Here is a 14,849-nt window from a genome sequence, read left to right on the forward strand (position 1 = left end):
GTGCTCAAGACGCGACTCCCATCCGGTCGAGTACGGAGGACAGCACGGCGACCGCGTCGCAGCCGGCGAAGACGTACTCGTCCACGGCCGTCGCGGCGGTGCCGGGCTTGCCCGCGAGGAACACGGTCGTCGCGCCGGCCGCGCGCAGGGCCGCGGCCACCGCCTCGGCCTGCTCCTCGTACAGCGCGTCGCTGGAGCAGAGAACGGCCATGCCGTCGGCGCCGCTCGCGGCGTACGCCGCCGCGGCCGTCTCCGCGGTAACCGACACCGGGTCGTGGACCGGGGTGATGCCGCCGGCCTGGAACAGGTTGGAGGCGAAGGTGGCGCGGGCGGTGTGCGCGGCCGCCGGGCCCAGGGCCGCCAGGAAGACGGTGGGCCGGGCGCCCGTCGCCGCCAGGTGTACGTCGCTGCGGGCGCGCAGGGCCTCGTACGCCTCATCGCGCCGCACGCGCGGCAGTCCGCCGGTGAGCGGGGCCGGAGCGGGCTCCCGTACGACCGGCTTCTCGGAGAGGTGCGGGAACTCGCTGACTCCGGTGACGGGTTCGCGTCGCGTGGCCAGCTTCTTCGAGCGCGCGGCCCAGGTGGCGGCGAGGCGTTTGGCGACCAGGCCGGAGCGCAGGGCGGCGGCCTGGCCGCCCGCCTTCTCGACGCTCCGGAAGAACTCCCAGGCGGCGTGGGCGATTTCGTCGGTGAGCTGCTCGACGTAGTACGAGCCGCCCGCCGGGTCGATCACCCGGGCCAGGTGGGACTCCTCCAGCAGGATCGTGGAGGTGTTGCGGGAGATGCGGCGCGCGAACGCGTCGGGCAGGCCGAGCTCCTGGTCGAACGGGAGCACGGTCACCGCGTCCGCGCCGCCCACGCCCGCCGCCATGCAGGCGACGGTGGTGCGCAGCATGTTCACCCACGGGTCGCGGCGGGTCATCATCACCGGCGAGGTCACCGCGTGCTGGCGCTGGGCGCCGGCTCCCGGGGTCCCGCAGGCCTCGGCGATCCGGGCCCACAGCCGGCGGGCGGCGCGCAGCTTGGCGATGGTGAGGAACTGGTCGGCGGTGGCGGCGTAGCGGAACTCCAGCTCGCCGAAGGCCGCTTCGGTGCTCAGACCCGCATCGGTGAGGGCGCGCAGGTACGCCACCCCGGTGGCCAGGGAGAGCCCCAGCTCCTCGGCGGCGCTGCCGCCCGCCTCGTGGTACGGCAGGGCGTCGACGGTCAGGGCGCGCACGTGGGGCCAGGCGGCCGTCTCCGCGGCGAGCGCGGCGGCCTCCGCCAGGTCCAGGGCCTGGCCCGTCCGGGCCTCGTGGCCCAGCGGGTCGGCGCCCAGAGAGGCGTGGGCGGCCTCGGGGGCCACCCCGCGCTCGGCGTAGAGCGCGAGCAGGGCCCGGGCGGCCTCGGCGTACTGGGCGCCGGGGTCCAGGGAGACGGGCGCGAGGTCGAGGTAGACCCCCTCCAGCGCACGGCCCAGGCCTTCCGCGGGGAGGCCGGCGTCGCCGACGGCCAGCCACAGCGAGGTGGTGCCGTTCTCGAGGTCGGCCAGGGCCGCGTCGTTCACCCGTACGGGGTCGGTGCCCGCGATCCGCTGGCGCACGTCCCAGCCCGAGGCGGCACTGCCCTCGGCACGTCCGCCCCGTACGAAGGGCGCGAACCCGGGAAAACCGGTGTCGGGCGCGGTGTCGGGCGCGGTGTACAGCGGGCGGGTGGTGAGCCCGTCTTCAAGCTTCGTGGACAACGCGTCTTCCGCTGCCTCGCCGGAAACTTCCTTGCCCGACTTGCGCAGCACGCCCTCTACCAGGCGCTGCCACTGCTCATGCGTCGCGTCAGGGAATTCGGCGGCCAAGGAGAGCCCGTCATCAGGCAGGACCGTCATGGCTCGAATGTTAGGGGGGTACCTGTGAACGACCTATAACCACCGGATGTGATCTCCCCCTCTCATGTGAGTCGGGAGGGGTCACGAAAGAGCGGGGCGAGGAGGACGGTCGCGGAGGCTACCGCGAGTACGGCCGGACCCGCGTGCGGGGCGACGATCCGCCGCCCGTACCGGCCCTGGTCACCGGCCGCGCCGCGGATCTCGTCGAGGTAGCCGTCGTGGAGGACGCTGGACAGCTCGGAAACCACCATGACGGCCGGATTGAACACGTCGAGGAGCAGGGCGGCGGCCCGGCCGACGGTACGGGCGCGTTCGCGCAGCAGCCGGTCGGCGCGCGGGTCGCCGGCGGCGGCGGCGTCGACCAGGAGGTTGACCGCGTTGTCCGCGAGCTCCGGAAGGATGCCGCGGCGCACGGCCTCGGCGCCGAGGACTCCGTCGGAGGCGCTCGCCTGCAGACAACCCGTACGGCCGCACGCGCAGGGGGTCGGCGAACCGGGCACCGGGAGGTGCGCGACGTCCCCGGCGGCTGCGCCCGGGCCCTGGTGCACGGTGCCCTCGATGCCGAAGGCGGCGTCGACGACGTTGCCGATGAAGAGGTGGAGAAGGCTGGAGCGGGCCTCCGGGCGGCCGAAGAGGATCTCGGCGTGGGCGACGGCGCGGGCGTGGTTGTCCACCGAGACGGGCAGGCCGAGGCGGTCGGAGAGCTCGGCGCCGAGGGGGAGCTCGCGCCAGCCGAGGGCGTCGTGCCGGACGACGGTGCCGTCGGCGGGGCGGACCCAGCCGCCGAGGGCGGCGCCGAGGCCGAGCAGGGGCCGGCCGGCGGGGTGGGACTCCCGGAGGAACCGGCCGAGTCCGGCGGCGATGGCGGCGGGGAGGCGGCCGGGGGAGCGGCCCGCGTGCGGGAAGGCCCGCCGGGCCAGGACGCGGCCGCGGAGGTCCACGAGGCTGAAGGTGGAGGAGGGCACGCCGATGTGCAGGCCGGCGGCGAGGGGGCCGCCGAGGGGGCCGGTGTGCAGGTCCAGGGGGATGCGGGGGCGGCCGGGGCCGGGGCCGGTCGCCGCGGGCGGCTGCTCCGGTTCGGGGTGCTCGTGCAGCAGGCCGGCGTGGAGGAGGGCGGTGGTCTGCCGGGACACGGCGGCCGGGCTGAGACCGCAGAGCTTCGGGATGTCGCTCCGTGCGAGGGGGCCGTGGGTCAGGACGGCGCGGAGCACGGCGGCGGCGTTGGCGGCGGCCCGGCCGTCACCGGGGGTGGGGGGGCACGGGCGGGCTCCTCGGGGGTGGGGTGTGGTCCCGATCATGCCGTGTCGCAGCGCGGGGCGGGGGCGCGGCGGGGTGGGGTGGGGTGCACCGTGCGGCGCGGCTCCCGGGGGCCGGCCCCCGGGCCCCGGCGTGTCGCTGCGCGGGGGCGCGGCGGGGTGGGGTGCACCGTGCGGCGGGGCTCCCGGGGGTGTCGGCCCCCGAACCCCCGCGTCTCGAACGCCGGCCGGGTCGGAGGTGGGACCGGTGGTGGGCGGGTCCGTGCGGCGCCGCTCCCTGGGCTCCGCCCCGCGCCCCGCGCCTCAAACGCCGGCGGGGCTGGATTCGAACCGGCCGCGTGGCGGGTGCGTTGCGGGGGCGTGAAATCCGGCCATGGGTTTCGGCCGCTCCGGGAGCGGCGGAAACGGGTGAAAGGGCAGGTCGCGGGGGGTGTGGGGCCGGGGTCGCGGGTGGTCGTGGGGGGTGCTCGGCGGGGTTGACCGGGGGTGGGGGCGCTGGCAGTCTCCGGGACATGACCGCGACCGAGTCCCTCGCCCCGCGGCTCCGCACCCCCGGCCCCTGTACCGCGCCGGGCGAGTGTCAGGGCCGTCGTTGTACGGCCCCGAGCTGTACCTGAGCGCCTGAGCCCGGAGCCCGGAGCACCCCTGAGTGTCGAGCCCCGGAGCCCTGGGACGCGGAGTCCCGAGCCCTGGAACCCCGGAGCCCCTGGAACTTTGAGTCCCGAGCCCTGGAGCCCCGGAGCCCTGGAGCCCCGGAGCCGGAGCCCGGAGCCGGAGCCCGGAGCCGGAGCCCGGAGCCCGGACCCCTGGAACCCCGGAGCCGGAGCCCGGAGCCCCGGAGTCCGGAGCCCCCAGACCCCGGAGTTCCTGAGCCCAGAGCCCCTGAGATCCGCGTTCCCGAGTGCCCGGGTGTTCGTGCCGAGGTCGTCCAGGGTGCCCGTAGGGGCTCGCGCCTTGTCGCCAGTCGATGGCGGTGGGGTGGGGCTCCAGGGGTCAGGCCGATCGTGTCCGAGCGTCGCTGTCCGGCCTCTGTCTGCCGAGCGTCGTCGTTCCGCGTCTACCCGCCGAACCGCACCACCTCGTCGGGTCAACGCCCGCCGAACCGCCCCCCGTCGGGCTCCGCCCACCGGGTCAACTCCCGTCGGGTAATGCCCGTTGAACGTCGCCGTCCCCCTGATCCGGCCGTCCGTCGGCCCGCCTCCGTCCACCCCGCCCCCGTACCCCGTCCGTCCGCAGTCCGCCCGACTGTGTCGGACCACCCTCGTCCTCGCGTCCCCTCATTTCTTCCTCTGCGGAAATATACAAGGAGCCCTTCATGTCCACTGCCACCCGCACCGACCTCACCGTCACCAAGATCGGCGGCCGCATAGGCGCCGAGATCGGCGGGGTCCGGCTCGGCGGCGAGCTCGAGGCCGACGTCGTCGCCGGGATCAGGGCCGCGCTGCTCGCCCACAAGGTCGTCTTCTTCCGCGGTCAGGACCACCTCGACGCAGACGGGCACGAGGCCTTCGCCCACCTGCTCGGCGCGCCCGTCGCGCACCCCACCGTGCCCTCCGCCGACGGGCGTTACGCGCTCGGCATCGACTCCCACCACGGAGCCCGCGCCAACCAGTGGCACACGGACGTCACCTTCGTCCCCGCCTACCCCGCCTTCTCCATCCTGCGCGCCGTCACCATCCCCCCGTACGGGGGCAACACCCTCTGGGCCAACACGGCCACCGCCTACGCCGGCCTGCCCGAGCCGCTGCGCGTCCTCGCCGACAGCCTCCGCGCCGTGCACTCCAACGAGTACGACTACGCGGCCCTGAAGCCCGACGCCCTTCCCGAGGCACTCGCCCAGTACCGCGAGGTGTTCACCTCGACCAAGTTCCTCACCGAGCACCCGGTCGTCCGGGTCCACCCCGAGACGGGCGAACGCACCCTGCTGCTCGGCAACTTCGTCCAGCGGATCAACGGGCTCACCGGCCGTGACTCGCGCCTCCTCCAGGACCTCTTCCAGGCCCACATCGAGCTCCCCGAGAACACCGTCCGCTGGCAGTGGCAGGCCGGTGACGTAGCGATCTGGGACAACCGCGCCACCCAGCACTACGGCGTCGACGACTCCGACGACCACGAACGCACCCTGCGCCGCGTGACGGTCGACGGCGACGTCCCGGTCGGTCCGGACGGGGCCCCGTCCCGGCTGATCAGCCCGGAGACCGTGCCGGACCCGGCCTTCGGCATCGCCTCCGGAGCGTCCGCCTCCGCAGCTTCCGAAGCCTGAGCCGACAGACATGGGCCGGCCCCGACCGGCCCCGCCCGACCCCGACCGGCCCCCGAACGGCCCGTCCGACCCGAGCCACCCCGACCCGTCAGCCAAGGAGCGCTCCGTGCCCAAGCTGCTCGCCCTCACCGGCAGTCCGTCCGTCCACTCCCGTACCGACGTGGTCGCCGATCACGTGCTGCGCCGCCTGAACCACGCCGGGTTCGAGACCGCGCAGCTCGCCGTCCGGGAACTCCCCGCCGCCGATCTGCTCGCCGCACGCCGCGGCGAGCCGGAGATCCGCCGGGCCCTCGAAGCCGTCGCCGAAGCGGACGGGATCGTCATCGCGACGCCCGTCTACAAGGCCTCGTACACCGGGCTGCTCAAGGCTTTCCTCGACCTGCTCCCGCAGGACGGACTGGCCGGGAAGACCGTCTTCCCGCTGGCCACCGGCGGCAGCCTCGCCCACGTCCTCACCATCGACTACGCCCTGCGCCCGGTCCTCGCCGCGCTCGGCGCCCGGCACGTCACCGCCGGCCGCTTCGTCCTGGACTCCACCGTCGAGCGCGGGGCGGGCCCGGACCGGCTGCGGCCGGAGGCGGAGCTGGACCTGTACCAGGCCGTCGACGAGTTCGCCGAGGCCCTGCGCGCCGCCGAGGCCGTCGTGCTCGCCACCGCGCACTGATCTCCGTACCGAAACCGCCCCACCCGCACTGCCCGCGCCCCACCCGCACTACCCGCGCCCGACCGGCCCTACCCGCCCGACCCGGATCGACAAGGAATCGCGATGTCCGCAGCTTTCACCACCACCCGTACCTCCCGACGCCAGTTCCTCACCCTGCTCGGCATCTCGGCGGCCGCGGTGAGCTGCGGGACGGCGACCGCCACCGGCGGCTCCGGCGGCGAGCAGATCACCGCCCTGAAGTACCAGGGAGCCGTCGGCGCGGTCACGCTCCCCGAGCTCGCCGCCGACCTCGGCTACCTCGGCGGCGTGACCCTGGACTGAGTCGGCAACACCACCAGCGGCCCGCAGGACATCCAGTCCGCCGCCACCGGCCAGACCCACTTCGGCAGCGCCTTCAACGGCGCGGTCATCAAACTCGCCTCCACCAAGGCCCCGATCAAGGCCGTCATCTCCTCCTACGGCTCCGACCAGTACTCCTACGGCGGCTACTACGTACTGGAGGACAGCCCGATCCGCTCCGCCCGCGACCTGATCGGCAAGAAGGTCGGCATGAACACCCTGGGCGCCCACTACCAGGCCCTGCTCGACATCTACCTGAGCCGGGGCGGCCTTGCCAAGGAGGACGCGGCCAAGGTCGAGCCCCTCGTGGTTCCGCCCGTCAACACCGAACAGTCGCTGCGGCAGAAGCAGATCGAGGTCGGGGTCCTCACCGGAGTCCTGCGCGACAAGGCCCTCGCGACCGGCGGCATCCGGCCGCTGTTCACCGACGTGGAACTGCTCGGCCCGTTCAGCGCCGGGACTTACATCATGACCGAGCGCTTCATCAAGCAGAACCCGGACACCGTACGGACGTTCGTGACCGCGGTGGCCAAGGCCATCGAGTGGTCCCGCACCACGCCGCGCGAGGAGGTCATCGCGCGGATGACGGAGATCGTCAAGAAGCGCGGCCGCAACGAGGACACGGCGACCCTGAAGTTCTGGCGCTCCTACGGAGTCGCCGAGACGGGCGGCCGGATCGAGGACAAGGAGTTCCAGCTCTGGCTCGACTGGCTCGGCGACCGGGGCGAGATCAGGAAGGGCCAGCCCAAGGCGGCCGACCTCTACACCAACGAGTTCAACGGACACGGGAAGGGCTGACCGGCTGCCATGGCGAAGATCGTGTTCGACTCCGTGACGAAGACCTTCCCGACGACGGACAAGAAGAACAGGAGGAGCAAGGAGGAGTTCACCGCCCTCGACGGGATCGACCTGGAGATCGGGTCGGGGGAGTTCGTGGTCGTCGTCGGCCCCAGCGGCTGCGGCAAGTCCACCCTCCTGGACCTGCTCGGCGGCCTGACCCCGCCCACCTCCGGCCGGATCCTGCTCGACGGCAAGCCGGTCACCGGGCCGGGCCTCGACCGGGGCATCGTCTTCCAGCAGTACGCGCTGCTGCCCTGGCGCACCGCGCTGGGCAACACCGAGTTCGGCCTGGAGGCCACCGGCGTCCCGCGCCGCCAACGAGCGGCGAAAGCCCGTGAGTTCCTGGAACTCGTCGGCCTCACCGGATTCGAGGACCGGCACCCGCACGAACTGTCCGGCGGCATGCGCCAGCGGGTCGCCATCGCGCGCTCGCTCGCGTACGACCCGGACGTGCTGCTGATGGACGAGCCGTTCGCCGCGCTCGACGCGCAGACCCGCGAGTCCCTCCAGGACGAACTGCGGCGGATCTGGCAGAGCACCGGCAAGACGGTCGTGTTCATCACGCACGGCATCGAAGAGGCCGTGTACCTCGGGCAGCGGGTGGCCGTCATGACCTCCCGCCCCGGCCGGGTCAAGCAGGTCGTCCCGGTGTCGTTCGGCGACCGGGCCACCGGGGCGACGGGTGAAGACCTGCGCTCCAGCCCGGCGTTCGCCCGCTACCGCCACGAGATCTGGACCCTGCTCCACGACGAGGTGGCCCGCGCCCAGCAACTGGAGAAGGAGGAGGTCGCCGTATGAGCACCACGGTGGAAGCGGCGGTGGAGACGGACACGGAGGCGCCCGTGGCGGCGACGGCCGTACGGAACCGCGCGCCCGCGGAGGTACGAACCCCCGCGCGGCCCCCCGTACGCGTACCGGGCGCGGCCCCGGCGCTGCGCGTCCTGCGGGGGCTGCGGGCGGTGGCACTGCGCTCGGCGGCGATCCTCGCGCTGCTGGCCCTCTGGGAGTCGGCGCCGCGGCTGGGGCTGGTCGACGCGACGTTCCTGCCGCCGGTGAGCGAGGTCGCCAAGGCCTGGTGGGAGCTGCTGGGCAACGGGCAGCTCGCCGAGCACAGCAAGGCCAGCCTGGCCCGCTCGTTCGGGGGATTCGGCATCGCGGTGGCCGTCGCGGTCCCGCTCGGGCTGCTGATCGGCTGGTACCGGCCGGTGGCCGCGCTCCTCGGGCCGCTGCTGGAGGTGTTCCGCAACACGGCGGCGCTGGCGCTGCTGCCGGTGTTCGTCCTGCTGCTGGGCATCGGGGAGACCTCGAAGGTCTCGATCGTCGTGTACGCCTGCGTCTGGCCGATCCTGTTGAACACCATCAGCGCCGTGGGCAACGCCGATCCGACGCTCGTGAAGCTGGCGCGCTCCATGGACCTGTCCACGCCGAAGCTGTTCCAGAAGGTGATCCTGCCGGCGTCGGTGCCGGTCATCTTCACGGGCATCCGGCTGGCGGGGGCCGTCTCCATCCTGGTCCTCGTCGCGGCCGAGATGATCGGTGCGAAGGCGGGCCTCGGCTACCTGATCAACGCCTCGCAGTTCAACTTCGCGATCCCGCAGATGTACGCGGGCATCGTCACGATCTCCGCGATCGGCCTCGCCTTCAACCAGATCCTCGTCACGATCGAACGCCGACTGAGCACGTGGCGCGTCCCGTCCTGAACCCCCACCCCACCCACCCCTGCCCCACCCCGGACCCGGCCCCCGGAGCCCTGACCCCTGTCCTTGGCTCCGGCCCCGGTCCTGGTCCCTGGCCGCAGTCCCTGCTCCTGGCTTTGGCTCCGGTCCTGGTCCCTGGCCTCTGGCCTTGGCCCCGGTCCCTGGCCCTGCTCCTAGCTTTGGCCCCGGTCCCTGGCCCTGCTCCTGGCCCCTGGCCCTGGCCCCCGGTCCCTGGACCTGCTCTTGGCCTCTGGCCCGGTCCCTGGCCCCGGTCCCTGGCCCCTGGCCCTGGCCCTGGCCCTGGTCCTGATCCCGGTCCCTGGCCTGGCCCCGGGCCCGGACCCGGCCCGGCTCTGACCCCGACCCCGACCCCGACTTTGGCCCCCGCCCTTGGCTCCGGCCGGCCAGGCCCTTGGCTCCGGCCGGCCAGGCCACTGGCCCCCGAGACCCCCCGCTCCGAACCGAGGACGAGAAAAATGACCACCACACCCCGGACCCTCCACCTCAACGCCTTCCTCATGAACGCCGGGCACCACGACGCCGCCTGGCGCCACCCGGCCAGCAGCCCCGAGCGGATCACCGATCTGCGCTACTTCCAGGAACTGGCCCGCACCGCCGAGCGCGGACGGCTCGACTCGATCTTCTTCGCCGACGGGGTCGCCCTCTGGGGCAAGGCCCGCTACAACGCCGTCGGCGGCTTCGAGCCGCTCACCCTGCTCTCCGCGATCGCCGCCGTCACCGAGCACATCGGGCTCATCGCCACCGTCTCCACCACGTTCAACGAGCCCTTCAACACCGCCCGGAAGTTCGCCTCCCTCGACCACATCAGCGGCGGCCGCGCCGGCTGGAACATCGTCACCTCCGGCAGCGTCGACGAGGCCCGCAACTTCAACCGCGACGAGCACCTCGCCGACGGGCAGACCTTCTACAAGGACCTCAAGTCCCGCCTCGCCAAGTACGGCCGCTCCGAGGACGAGCTGCTCGTCCTGCCCGGCATCGCCCCCGTCATCGGTTCCACCGAGGCCGAGGCCAGGGCCCTGGAGCAGGAGCTCACCGAGCTCCAGATCCCGGAGTACGGCCTCGCCCAGCTCTCCAACATGCTGGGCGTGGACCTCAGCGGGCTGCCGCTCGACGGCGGGCTGCCCGAGCTGCCCGAGGAGCGGGACATCAACGGCAACAAGAGCCGCTTCACGCTCGTCGCCGAGCTCGCCCGCCGCGAGGGACTCACCCTGCGCGAGCTCATCGCCCGGCTGGGCGCGGGCCGCGGCCACCGCGTCTTCGCCGGGACGCCCGAGCAGATCGCCGACCAGTTGGAGGAGGGGTTCACCCAGGGAGCCGCCGACGGCTTCAACGTCATGGCTCCCGTACTCCCCACCGGGCTGACCGACTTCGTCGACCAGGTCGTGCCGATCCTGCAGCGCCGCGGGCTCTTCCGCACCGAGTACACCGGCCGGACCCTGCGCGAGAACTACGGGCTGGCGCGCCCCGCCAACCGCTACGCCACCGCCGGAGCCGGCGCGTGAGCGAGCAGGCCACCGACGTGCTCGTGGTCGGCGGCGGCCCCGCCGCCTGGGCCGCCCTCAAGGCGGCCGCGGCCGGGGCCTCCGTGGTCCTCGCCGACAAGGGCTACTGCGGCACCAGCGGGGCGACGGCCGCCGGTGGCACCGGCGTCTGGTACGTCCCGCCGGAGCCGGCCGCCCGCGAAGCCGCGATGGCGAGCCGCGAGGGCCTCGGCGGGTACCTCTCCGACCGGCGGCGGATGTCCCGGGTCCTCGACGAGACCTACGACCGGATGAACGAGCTGGCGGACGAAGGCCGTTACCCCTTCCCTACCGGCCCGACGGCAGGCCGCTCCGCAACGGCCTCCAAGGGCCCGAATACATGCGCCGCATGCGCATCCGGATCCGCCGTGCCGGGGTCCGGATCCTCGACCACAGACCCGTCACCGAGCTGCTGACCGACGCGGACGGCGCCGTCGCGGGCGCCGCCGGCCCCCGCCGCAAGGCCGGCGAGCCCTACCGGGTCCGGGCCGGCGCCGTCGTCCTGGCCACCGGGGGCTGCGCCTTCCTCAGCGGCGCGCTCGGCACCAACACCAACACCAACACCGGGGACGGCGCGCTGTTCGCCGCCGAGGCCGGGGCCGAGCTGTCCGGCATGGAGTTCTCCAACTCCTACGGGATCGCCCCCGAGGGCACCTCGGTGACCAAGACGGCCTTCTACGCCTTCGCCACCTTCTACCAGGAGGACGGCGAGGTCCTGGAGGGCGCCGCCAGCCTCGGCGGCCGCTGCGTCATCGCCCGCCACCTCCTCACCGGCTCCAAGGCGTACGCCCGCCTCGACCGGGCCGACGCCACCGCGCAGGCCGCGATGCGGCTCGCGCAGCCGAACTTCTTCCTCACCTTCGACCGGCTCGGCATCGACCCCTTCGCCGACCGCTTCTCCGTCACGCTGCCGGCGGAGGGCACCGTCCGCGGCACCGGCGGGATCCGGATCGCCGGGGACGACTGCGCCACCGCCGTCCCCGGGCTGTACGCCGCCGGGGACGCGGCCACCCGCGAGGAGATCTGCGGGGGCTTCACCGGAGGCGGTAGCCACAACGCCGCCTGGGCGATGTCCTCGGGCAGTTGGGCGGGGGCCGGCGCGGCCCGGTACGCCCGCTCGCTGGGCTCGGGCCGGGCCGCCTTCCGGCCGGTCACCGGGGCCGGCGGGGCGGGCCTGCGGCCGACCGGGGGCGCCGGGTCGCCGGCCGGGCCCGCGGAGGCACGGGAACTCGTACGCCTCGTCCAGGAGCAGGTGCTGCCGTACGACAAGAACTACCTGAGGCGCGGCTCCGTCCTCGCGGACTCGCTCGGCGCCCTCGACGAGGTCTGGGCGCGGTTGCGCGGCTCCCTGCGCGGGGACGACGCCGGGCTCGTCAAGGTCCGGCAGGCGGCGGCCATGACGGCGCACGCCCGCTGGATGTACGCCTCCGCGCTGGCCCGGACCGAGAGCCGCGGGATGGCCCGCCGGCTCGACCACCCCGGGCAGGACCCGGCGCAGCACCACCGGATCGTGACCGGCGGGCTCGACCGGGTGCGGACGCGGCCGGCGGAGCTGGTCGCATGATCGAACTGGTCTCGGCCGAGCGGTGCACCGCCCCCTCGGCCTTCGGCCTGGGGAGACCCCCGGCGACAAGTGCGTGGAGGTCTGCCCGACCGACGTCTTCGAGCGGGGACCGGAGGGGATCCCGCTGCTCGCCCGGCAGGAGGACTGCCAGACCTGCTTCCTGTGCGAGGCCAACTGCCCGGCGGACGCGCTGTTCGTGTCCCCGCTGACCCGTCCGGTCCCCGAGGACCCGGCCGTACGGGACGAGGCCGGGCTGGCCGCCCGCGGTCTGCTCGGCAGCTACCGGCGGGAGATCGGCTGGGGCGAGGGGCGCACACCGGGCGCCCTGCGGGCGATCGGCCCGTCGCTCGGCCCGGCGAGCGGCGGCGGGGCCGCGCCGCCGCTCACCTCCTGAGCGAACGCGTCCCGGGTGGCGGTTCCCGCCTCCCGGTTCCCGCGTCAGACCGTGAGGACGATCTTGCCGCGGGTGCGGCCCGTGGCGCTCAGCTCCCAGGCCTTCGCCGCCTCGGCGAGCGGCAGCGCGTGCTCCACGTTGACCGTGAGCTTGCCCGCGTCCGCGAGCTCGGCCAGGAAGGTCAGGTCGGCGGTGTCCGGGCGGACCCAGAGCTGGTGGGCACCCTGGGCGGCCGCGGTGGAGTCGGCGATGGACACCAACCGGTGGCCCTGGCCCGGCTTGACCAGGGACCGGAGCGTCGGGATCACGTCGTCGCCGAAGAAGTCCAGGGCGGCGTCCACCCCTTCGGGCGCCAGCTCGCGGACCCGGTCGGCGAAGCCCTCGCCGTACAGGACCGGCTCGGCGCCGAGCGAGCGCAGGTAGTCGTGGTTGTGCGCGCCGGCCGTGCCGATGACGCGCAGGCCGAGCGCGACGGCGATCTGCACGCCGAAGGAGCCGGTGCCGCCGGCGGCGGAGTGGATGAGTACGGTCTCGCCCGCCTTCAGGTCCACGCGGGTGAGAGACTGGAGGGCGGTGAGCCCGGCCAGCGGGATGCCGGCGGCCTGCTCGAAGGTCAGCCCGCGCGGCTTGCGGGCGAGGGTGCGGACGGGGGCGGAGACCAGCTCGGCGTAAGTGCCCAGCTCCACCCACTCCTTGCGGACGTAGCCGTAGACCTCGTCGCCGACGGCGTAGTCGAAGGTGTCCTCGCCGACCGCCTCGACCACCCCGGCGACGTCCCAGCCGGGTATGACCGGATAGCGGACTTCGAGGATCGAGTCGAGGTACCCGGAGGCGAGCTTCCAGTCCACCGGGTTCACGCCGGTGGCCTTGACGCGGACGAGGACCTCGCCCGGAGCGACCTTGGGCTCCGGAACCTCGGTGAGGGTGAGGATGTCAGGCGTTCCGTATGCGGTGTATGTGATTGCCTTCATGATCATCCCCAACGGGGGGCCCAGTGTCCGTATTCCGAACCCGAGGGGCCCTTCTACCGGAGCCTTCCGGAACCTCCCGTCCCGTGGAGGTCGTTCAGGCGGGCAGCGTATTGCGGCGCGAGCTGCGCCGGGCCGCGCTGAACAGGGCCTGGATCTGCGCCCCGGACTGCTCCACGTCGTCGAGCGGGGAGGGGAAGGGGATCCGTACGTCGCGGTGGCCGCGGCGTTCCTCCAGGCGCAGTGTGATGCCGTACCGGTCCATGGCGAGGGGCAGCGCGCGCAGGACGGCGGACTCGGCCCCCGGGTCCGCCGACGGCTGCGGTCGCACCAAGCGCAGGAGGAGGGTGACGAGTTCGGCGTGGTCGTCGAGGAGGTGGGTGAGCATCCCGGCCTCGTAGGGGGCGAGCGGGTCGGGTCGGGCCGCGTCCAGCTCGTCGGGGCCGACGTACGAGCGGGCGCCGTCGGCGGTTTCCAGGACGGCCCGGCCGAACTCCACGCACGTGGAGTCGGAGCCCTCGGCGCCCCCGTCGGTGTAAGGGGTGAGCAGGCGGCCGACGAGGGTGACCCGGGCGCGCACGCGGTCCCGTACGGGAGTGGGCGCGATGTCCGTGAACTCCAGCCGGATCGCGGGTCGGTGCTCGGCGCGGCCGCCCGGCTCGGCGGGGTGCAGGTGCAGCCGGCCGAGGGGATCGGTGCCGTCGAGGTGGCGGATCTCCGTGCGCTGCCCGTCGGTGACGACGGTCATGGAGTGGGCGGCGGCCAGGACGGACCGGACCCGCTCGGCGTCGGTGGGCAGCGGCAGGGGCAGGTGCATGTGGATCTCCGTCGTCCCGAGTGGTGAGATGGTACGTACTTAGGTATGCCTAACCTAACCCACTCCGCGGGTGAGGGGTAAGCGGGGGCGGCCGGCGGGGCGTCTCGGCTGCCTCGTGTCGGTGTTGGGCTGAACGGGTGAAACGCGAGAGGATGGGGGGATGCACATGAAGCGCAAGGCCGAGGCGGCCTGGTGAGCAGGTACGACGTCACCGACGAACAGTGGGAGGGGCTCGCGCAGGTGGTCCCCCTGCGGAGCCGCAACGAGTGGCCCTCCCGGGTGGATCACCGCACGATCCCCACGGTTCCGGGGGCGTCCGCGGCGGAGCAGCGGCGCTTCGTGGTGATCCGGGTCCAGGTCTTCGCGGACGCGCGGGAGGTGGCGGAGTACCTGATCGCCCAGATCCCGGTACTGCTGGACCTCACGGGTGCCGACGGCGAAGTGGCCAAGCGCATCCTGGACTTCAGCAGTGGCGTGGTCTTCGGGCTGGGCAGCGGGATGCACCGGGTCGACCGGAACGTCTTCCTGCTGGCGCCCGTCGGGACCGAGGTGGAGGGGATCGCGGCCGCGGTCGTCCCCCGATCGTAGGAAGTGCCCGCGGGCGGAACGGTTCGCCGGCCCCACGGGGGGTCCGGCGGGCCGTAC

14 protein-coding genes are annotated in these 14,849 nt (G+C 73.7%); 10 read left to right on the top strand and 4 right to left on the bottom strand.

All coding sequences use genetic code 11. From position 1 onward, the window contains the following. Positions 1–4: 4 nt before the first annotated feature. Positions 5–1,861, bottom strand: a complete 1,857-nt coding sequence (locus AC6CKD_RS15335; protein WP_498327838.1) for a methylmalonyl-CoA mutase family protein — start codon at positions 1,859–1,861, stop codon at positions 5–7. A 62-nt stretch (positions 1,862–1,923) separates the two neighbouring features. Beyond that, complete coding sequence (locus AC6CKD_RS15340) at positions 1,924–3,159, bottom strand: ROK family protein (protein WP_498327839.1); 1,236 nt, start codon at positions 3,157–3,159, stop codon at positions 1,924–1,926. Between the two features lie 1,273 nt (positions 3,160–4,432). On the opposite strand from AC6CKD_RS15340, the gene AC6CKD_RS15345 reads away from it, so the two are divergent. The 9 genes from AC6CKD_RS15345 to AC6CKD_RS15385 all read left to right on the top strand — a co-directional run bounded on the left by AC6CKD_RS15345 (position 4,433) and on the right by AC6CKD_RS15385 (position 12,419). Beyond that, positions 4,433–5,380, top strand: coding sequence for a TauD/TfdA dioxygenase family protein (locus AC6CKD_RS15345; RefSeq protein WP_498327840.1), 948 nt, complete (start codon positions 4,433–4,435; stop codon positions 5,378–5,380). Positions 5,381–5,486: 106 nt separating this feature from the next. Then, the gene (gene ssuE / locus AC6CKD_RS15350; protein ID WP_498327842.1) at positions 5,487–6,044 is read left to right on the top strand and encodes an NADPH-dependent FMN reductase; all 558 of its coding nucleotides are present in this window, start codon (positions 5,487–5,489) and stop codon (positions 6,042–6,044) included. 102 nt (positions 6,045–6,146) lie between these two features. Next, on the top strand, positions 6,147–6,365 hold the full coding sequence (locus AC6CKD_RS15355; RefSeq protein WP_498327843.1) for a hypothetical protein: 219 nt from the start codon (positions 6,147–6,149) through the stop codon (positions 6,363–6,365). Positions 6,366–6,395: 30 nt separating this feature from the next. Further along, positions 6,396–7,181 (top strand): ABC transporter substrate-binding protein, encoded by a 786-nt coding sequence (locus AC6CKD_RS15360; RefSeq protein ID WP_498328127.1) that lies wholly within the window; start codon positions 6,396–6,398, stop codon positions 7,179–7,181. A gap of 9 nt (positions 7,182–7,190) precedes the next feature. Then, on the top strand, positions 7,191–8,021 hold the full coding sequence (locus AC6CKD_RS15365; protein WP_498327844.1) for an ABC transporter ATP-binding protein: 831 nt from the start codon (positions 7,191–7,193) through the stop codon (positions 8,019–8,021). Continuing rightward, a complete protein-coding gene (locus tag AC6CKD_RS15370) occupies positions 8,018–8,923 on the top strand; it encodes an ABC transporter permease (RefSeq protein ID WP_498327845.1) in 906 nt (301 codons plus the stop codon). Before AC6CKD_RS15365 ends, AC6CKD_RS15370 begins: the two co-directional genes overlap by 4 nt. A 473-nt stretch (positions 8,924–9,396) precedes the next feature. Then, on the top strand, positions 9,397–10,443 hold the full coding sequence (locus AC6CKD_RS15375) for an LLM class flavin-dependent oxidoreductase (RefSeq protein ID WP_498327846.1): 1,047 nt from the start codon (positions 9,397–9,399) through the stop codon (positions 10,441–10,443). Between the two features lie 148 nt (positions 10,444–10,591). Beyond that, complete coding sequence (locus AC6CKD_RS15380; protein ID WP_498328128.1) at positions 10,592–12,025, top strand: FAD-binding protein; 1,434 nt, start codon at positions 10,592–10,594, stop codon at positions 12,023–12,025. A gap of 22 nt (positions 12,026–12,047) precedes the next feature. Beyond that, complete coding sequence (locus AC6CKD_RS15385) at positions 12,048–12,419, top strand: 4Fe-4S ferredoxin (protein ID WP_498327848.1); 372 nt, start codon at positions 12,048–12,050, stop codon at positions 12,417–12,419. A 44-nt stretch (positions 12,420–12,463) separates the two neighbouring features. Here the strand turns inward: AC6CKD_RS15385 and AC6CKD_RS15390 are convergent, their stop codons facing one another. Together AC6CKD_RS15390 and AC6CKD_RS15395 are read right to left on the bottom strand one after the other, a co-directional pair. Beyond that, entirely contained in the window at positions 12,464–13,390 is a 927-nt protein-coding gene (locus AC6CKD_RS15390) for an NADP-dependent oxidoreductase (protein WP_498327850.1), read from the bottom strand. A 94-nt stretch (positions 13,391–13,484) separates the two neighbouring features. Beyond that, a complete protein-coding gene (locus tag AC6CKD_RS15395) occupies positions 13,485–14,204 on the bottom strand; it encodes a DUF2470 domain-containing protein (RefSeq protein WP_498327851.1) in 720 nt (239 codons plus the stop codon). 192 nt (positions 14,205–14,396) lie between these two features. Between AC6CKD_RS15395 and AC6CKD_RS15400 the strand changes: the two genes are divergently transcribed. Further along, a complete protein-coding gene (locus tag AC6CKD_RS15400; RefSeq protein WP_215026310.1) occupies positions 14,397–14,792 on the top strand; it encodes a cell division protein SepF in 396 nt (131 codons plus the stop codon). The last annotated feature ends 57 nt before the right edge of the window (positions 14,793–14,849 follow it).

The organism is Streptomyces sp. GQ60 (assembly GCF_059758875.1).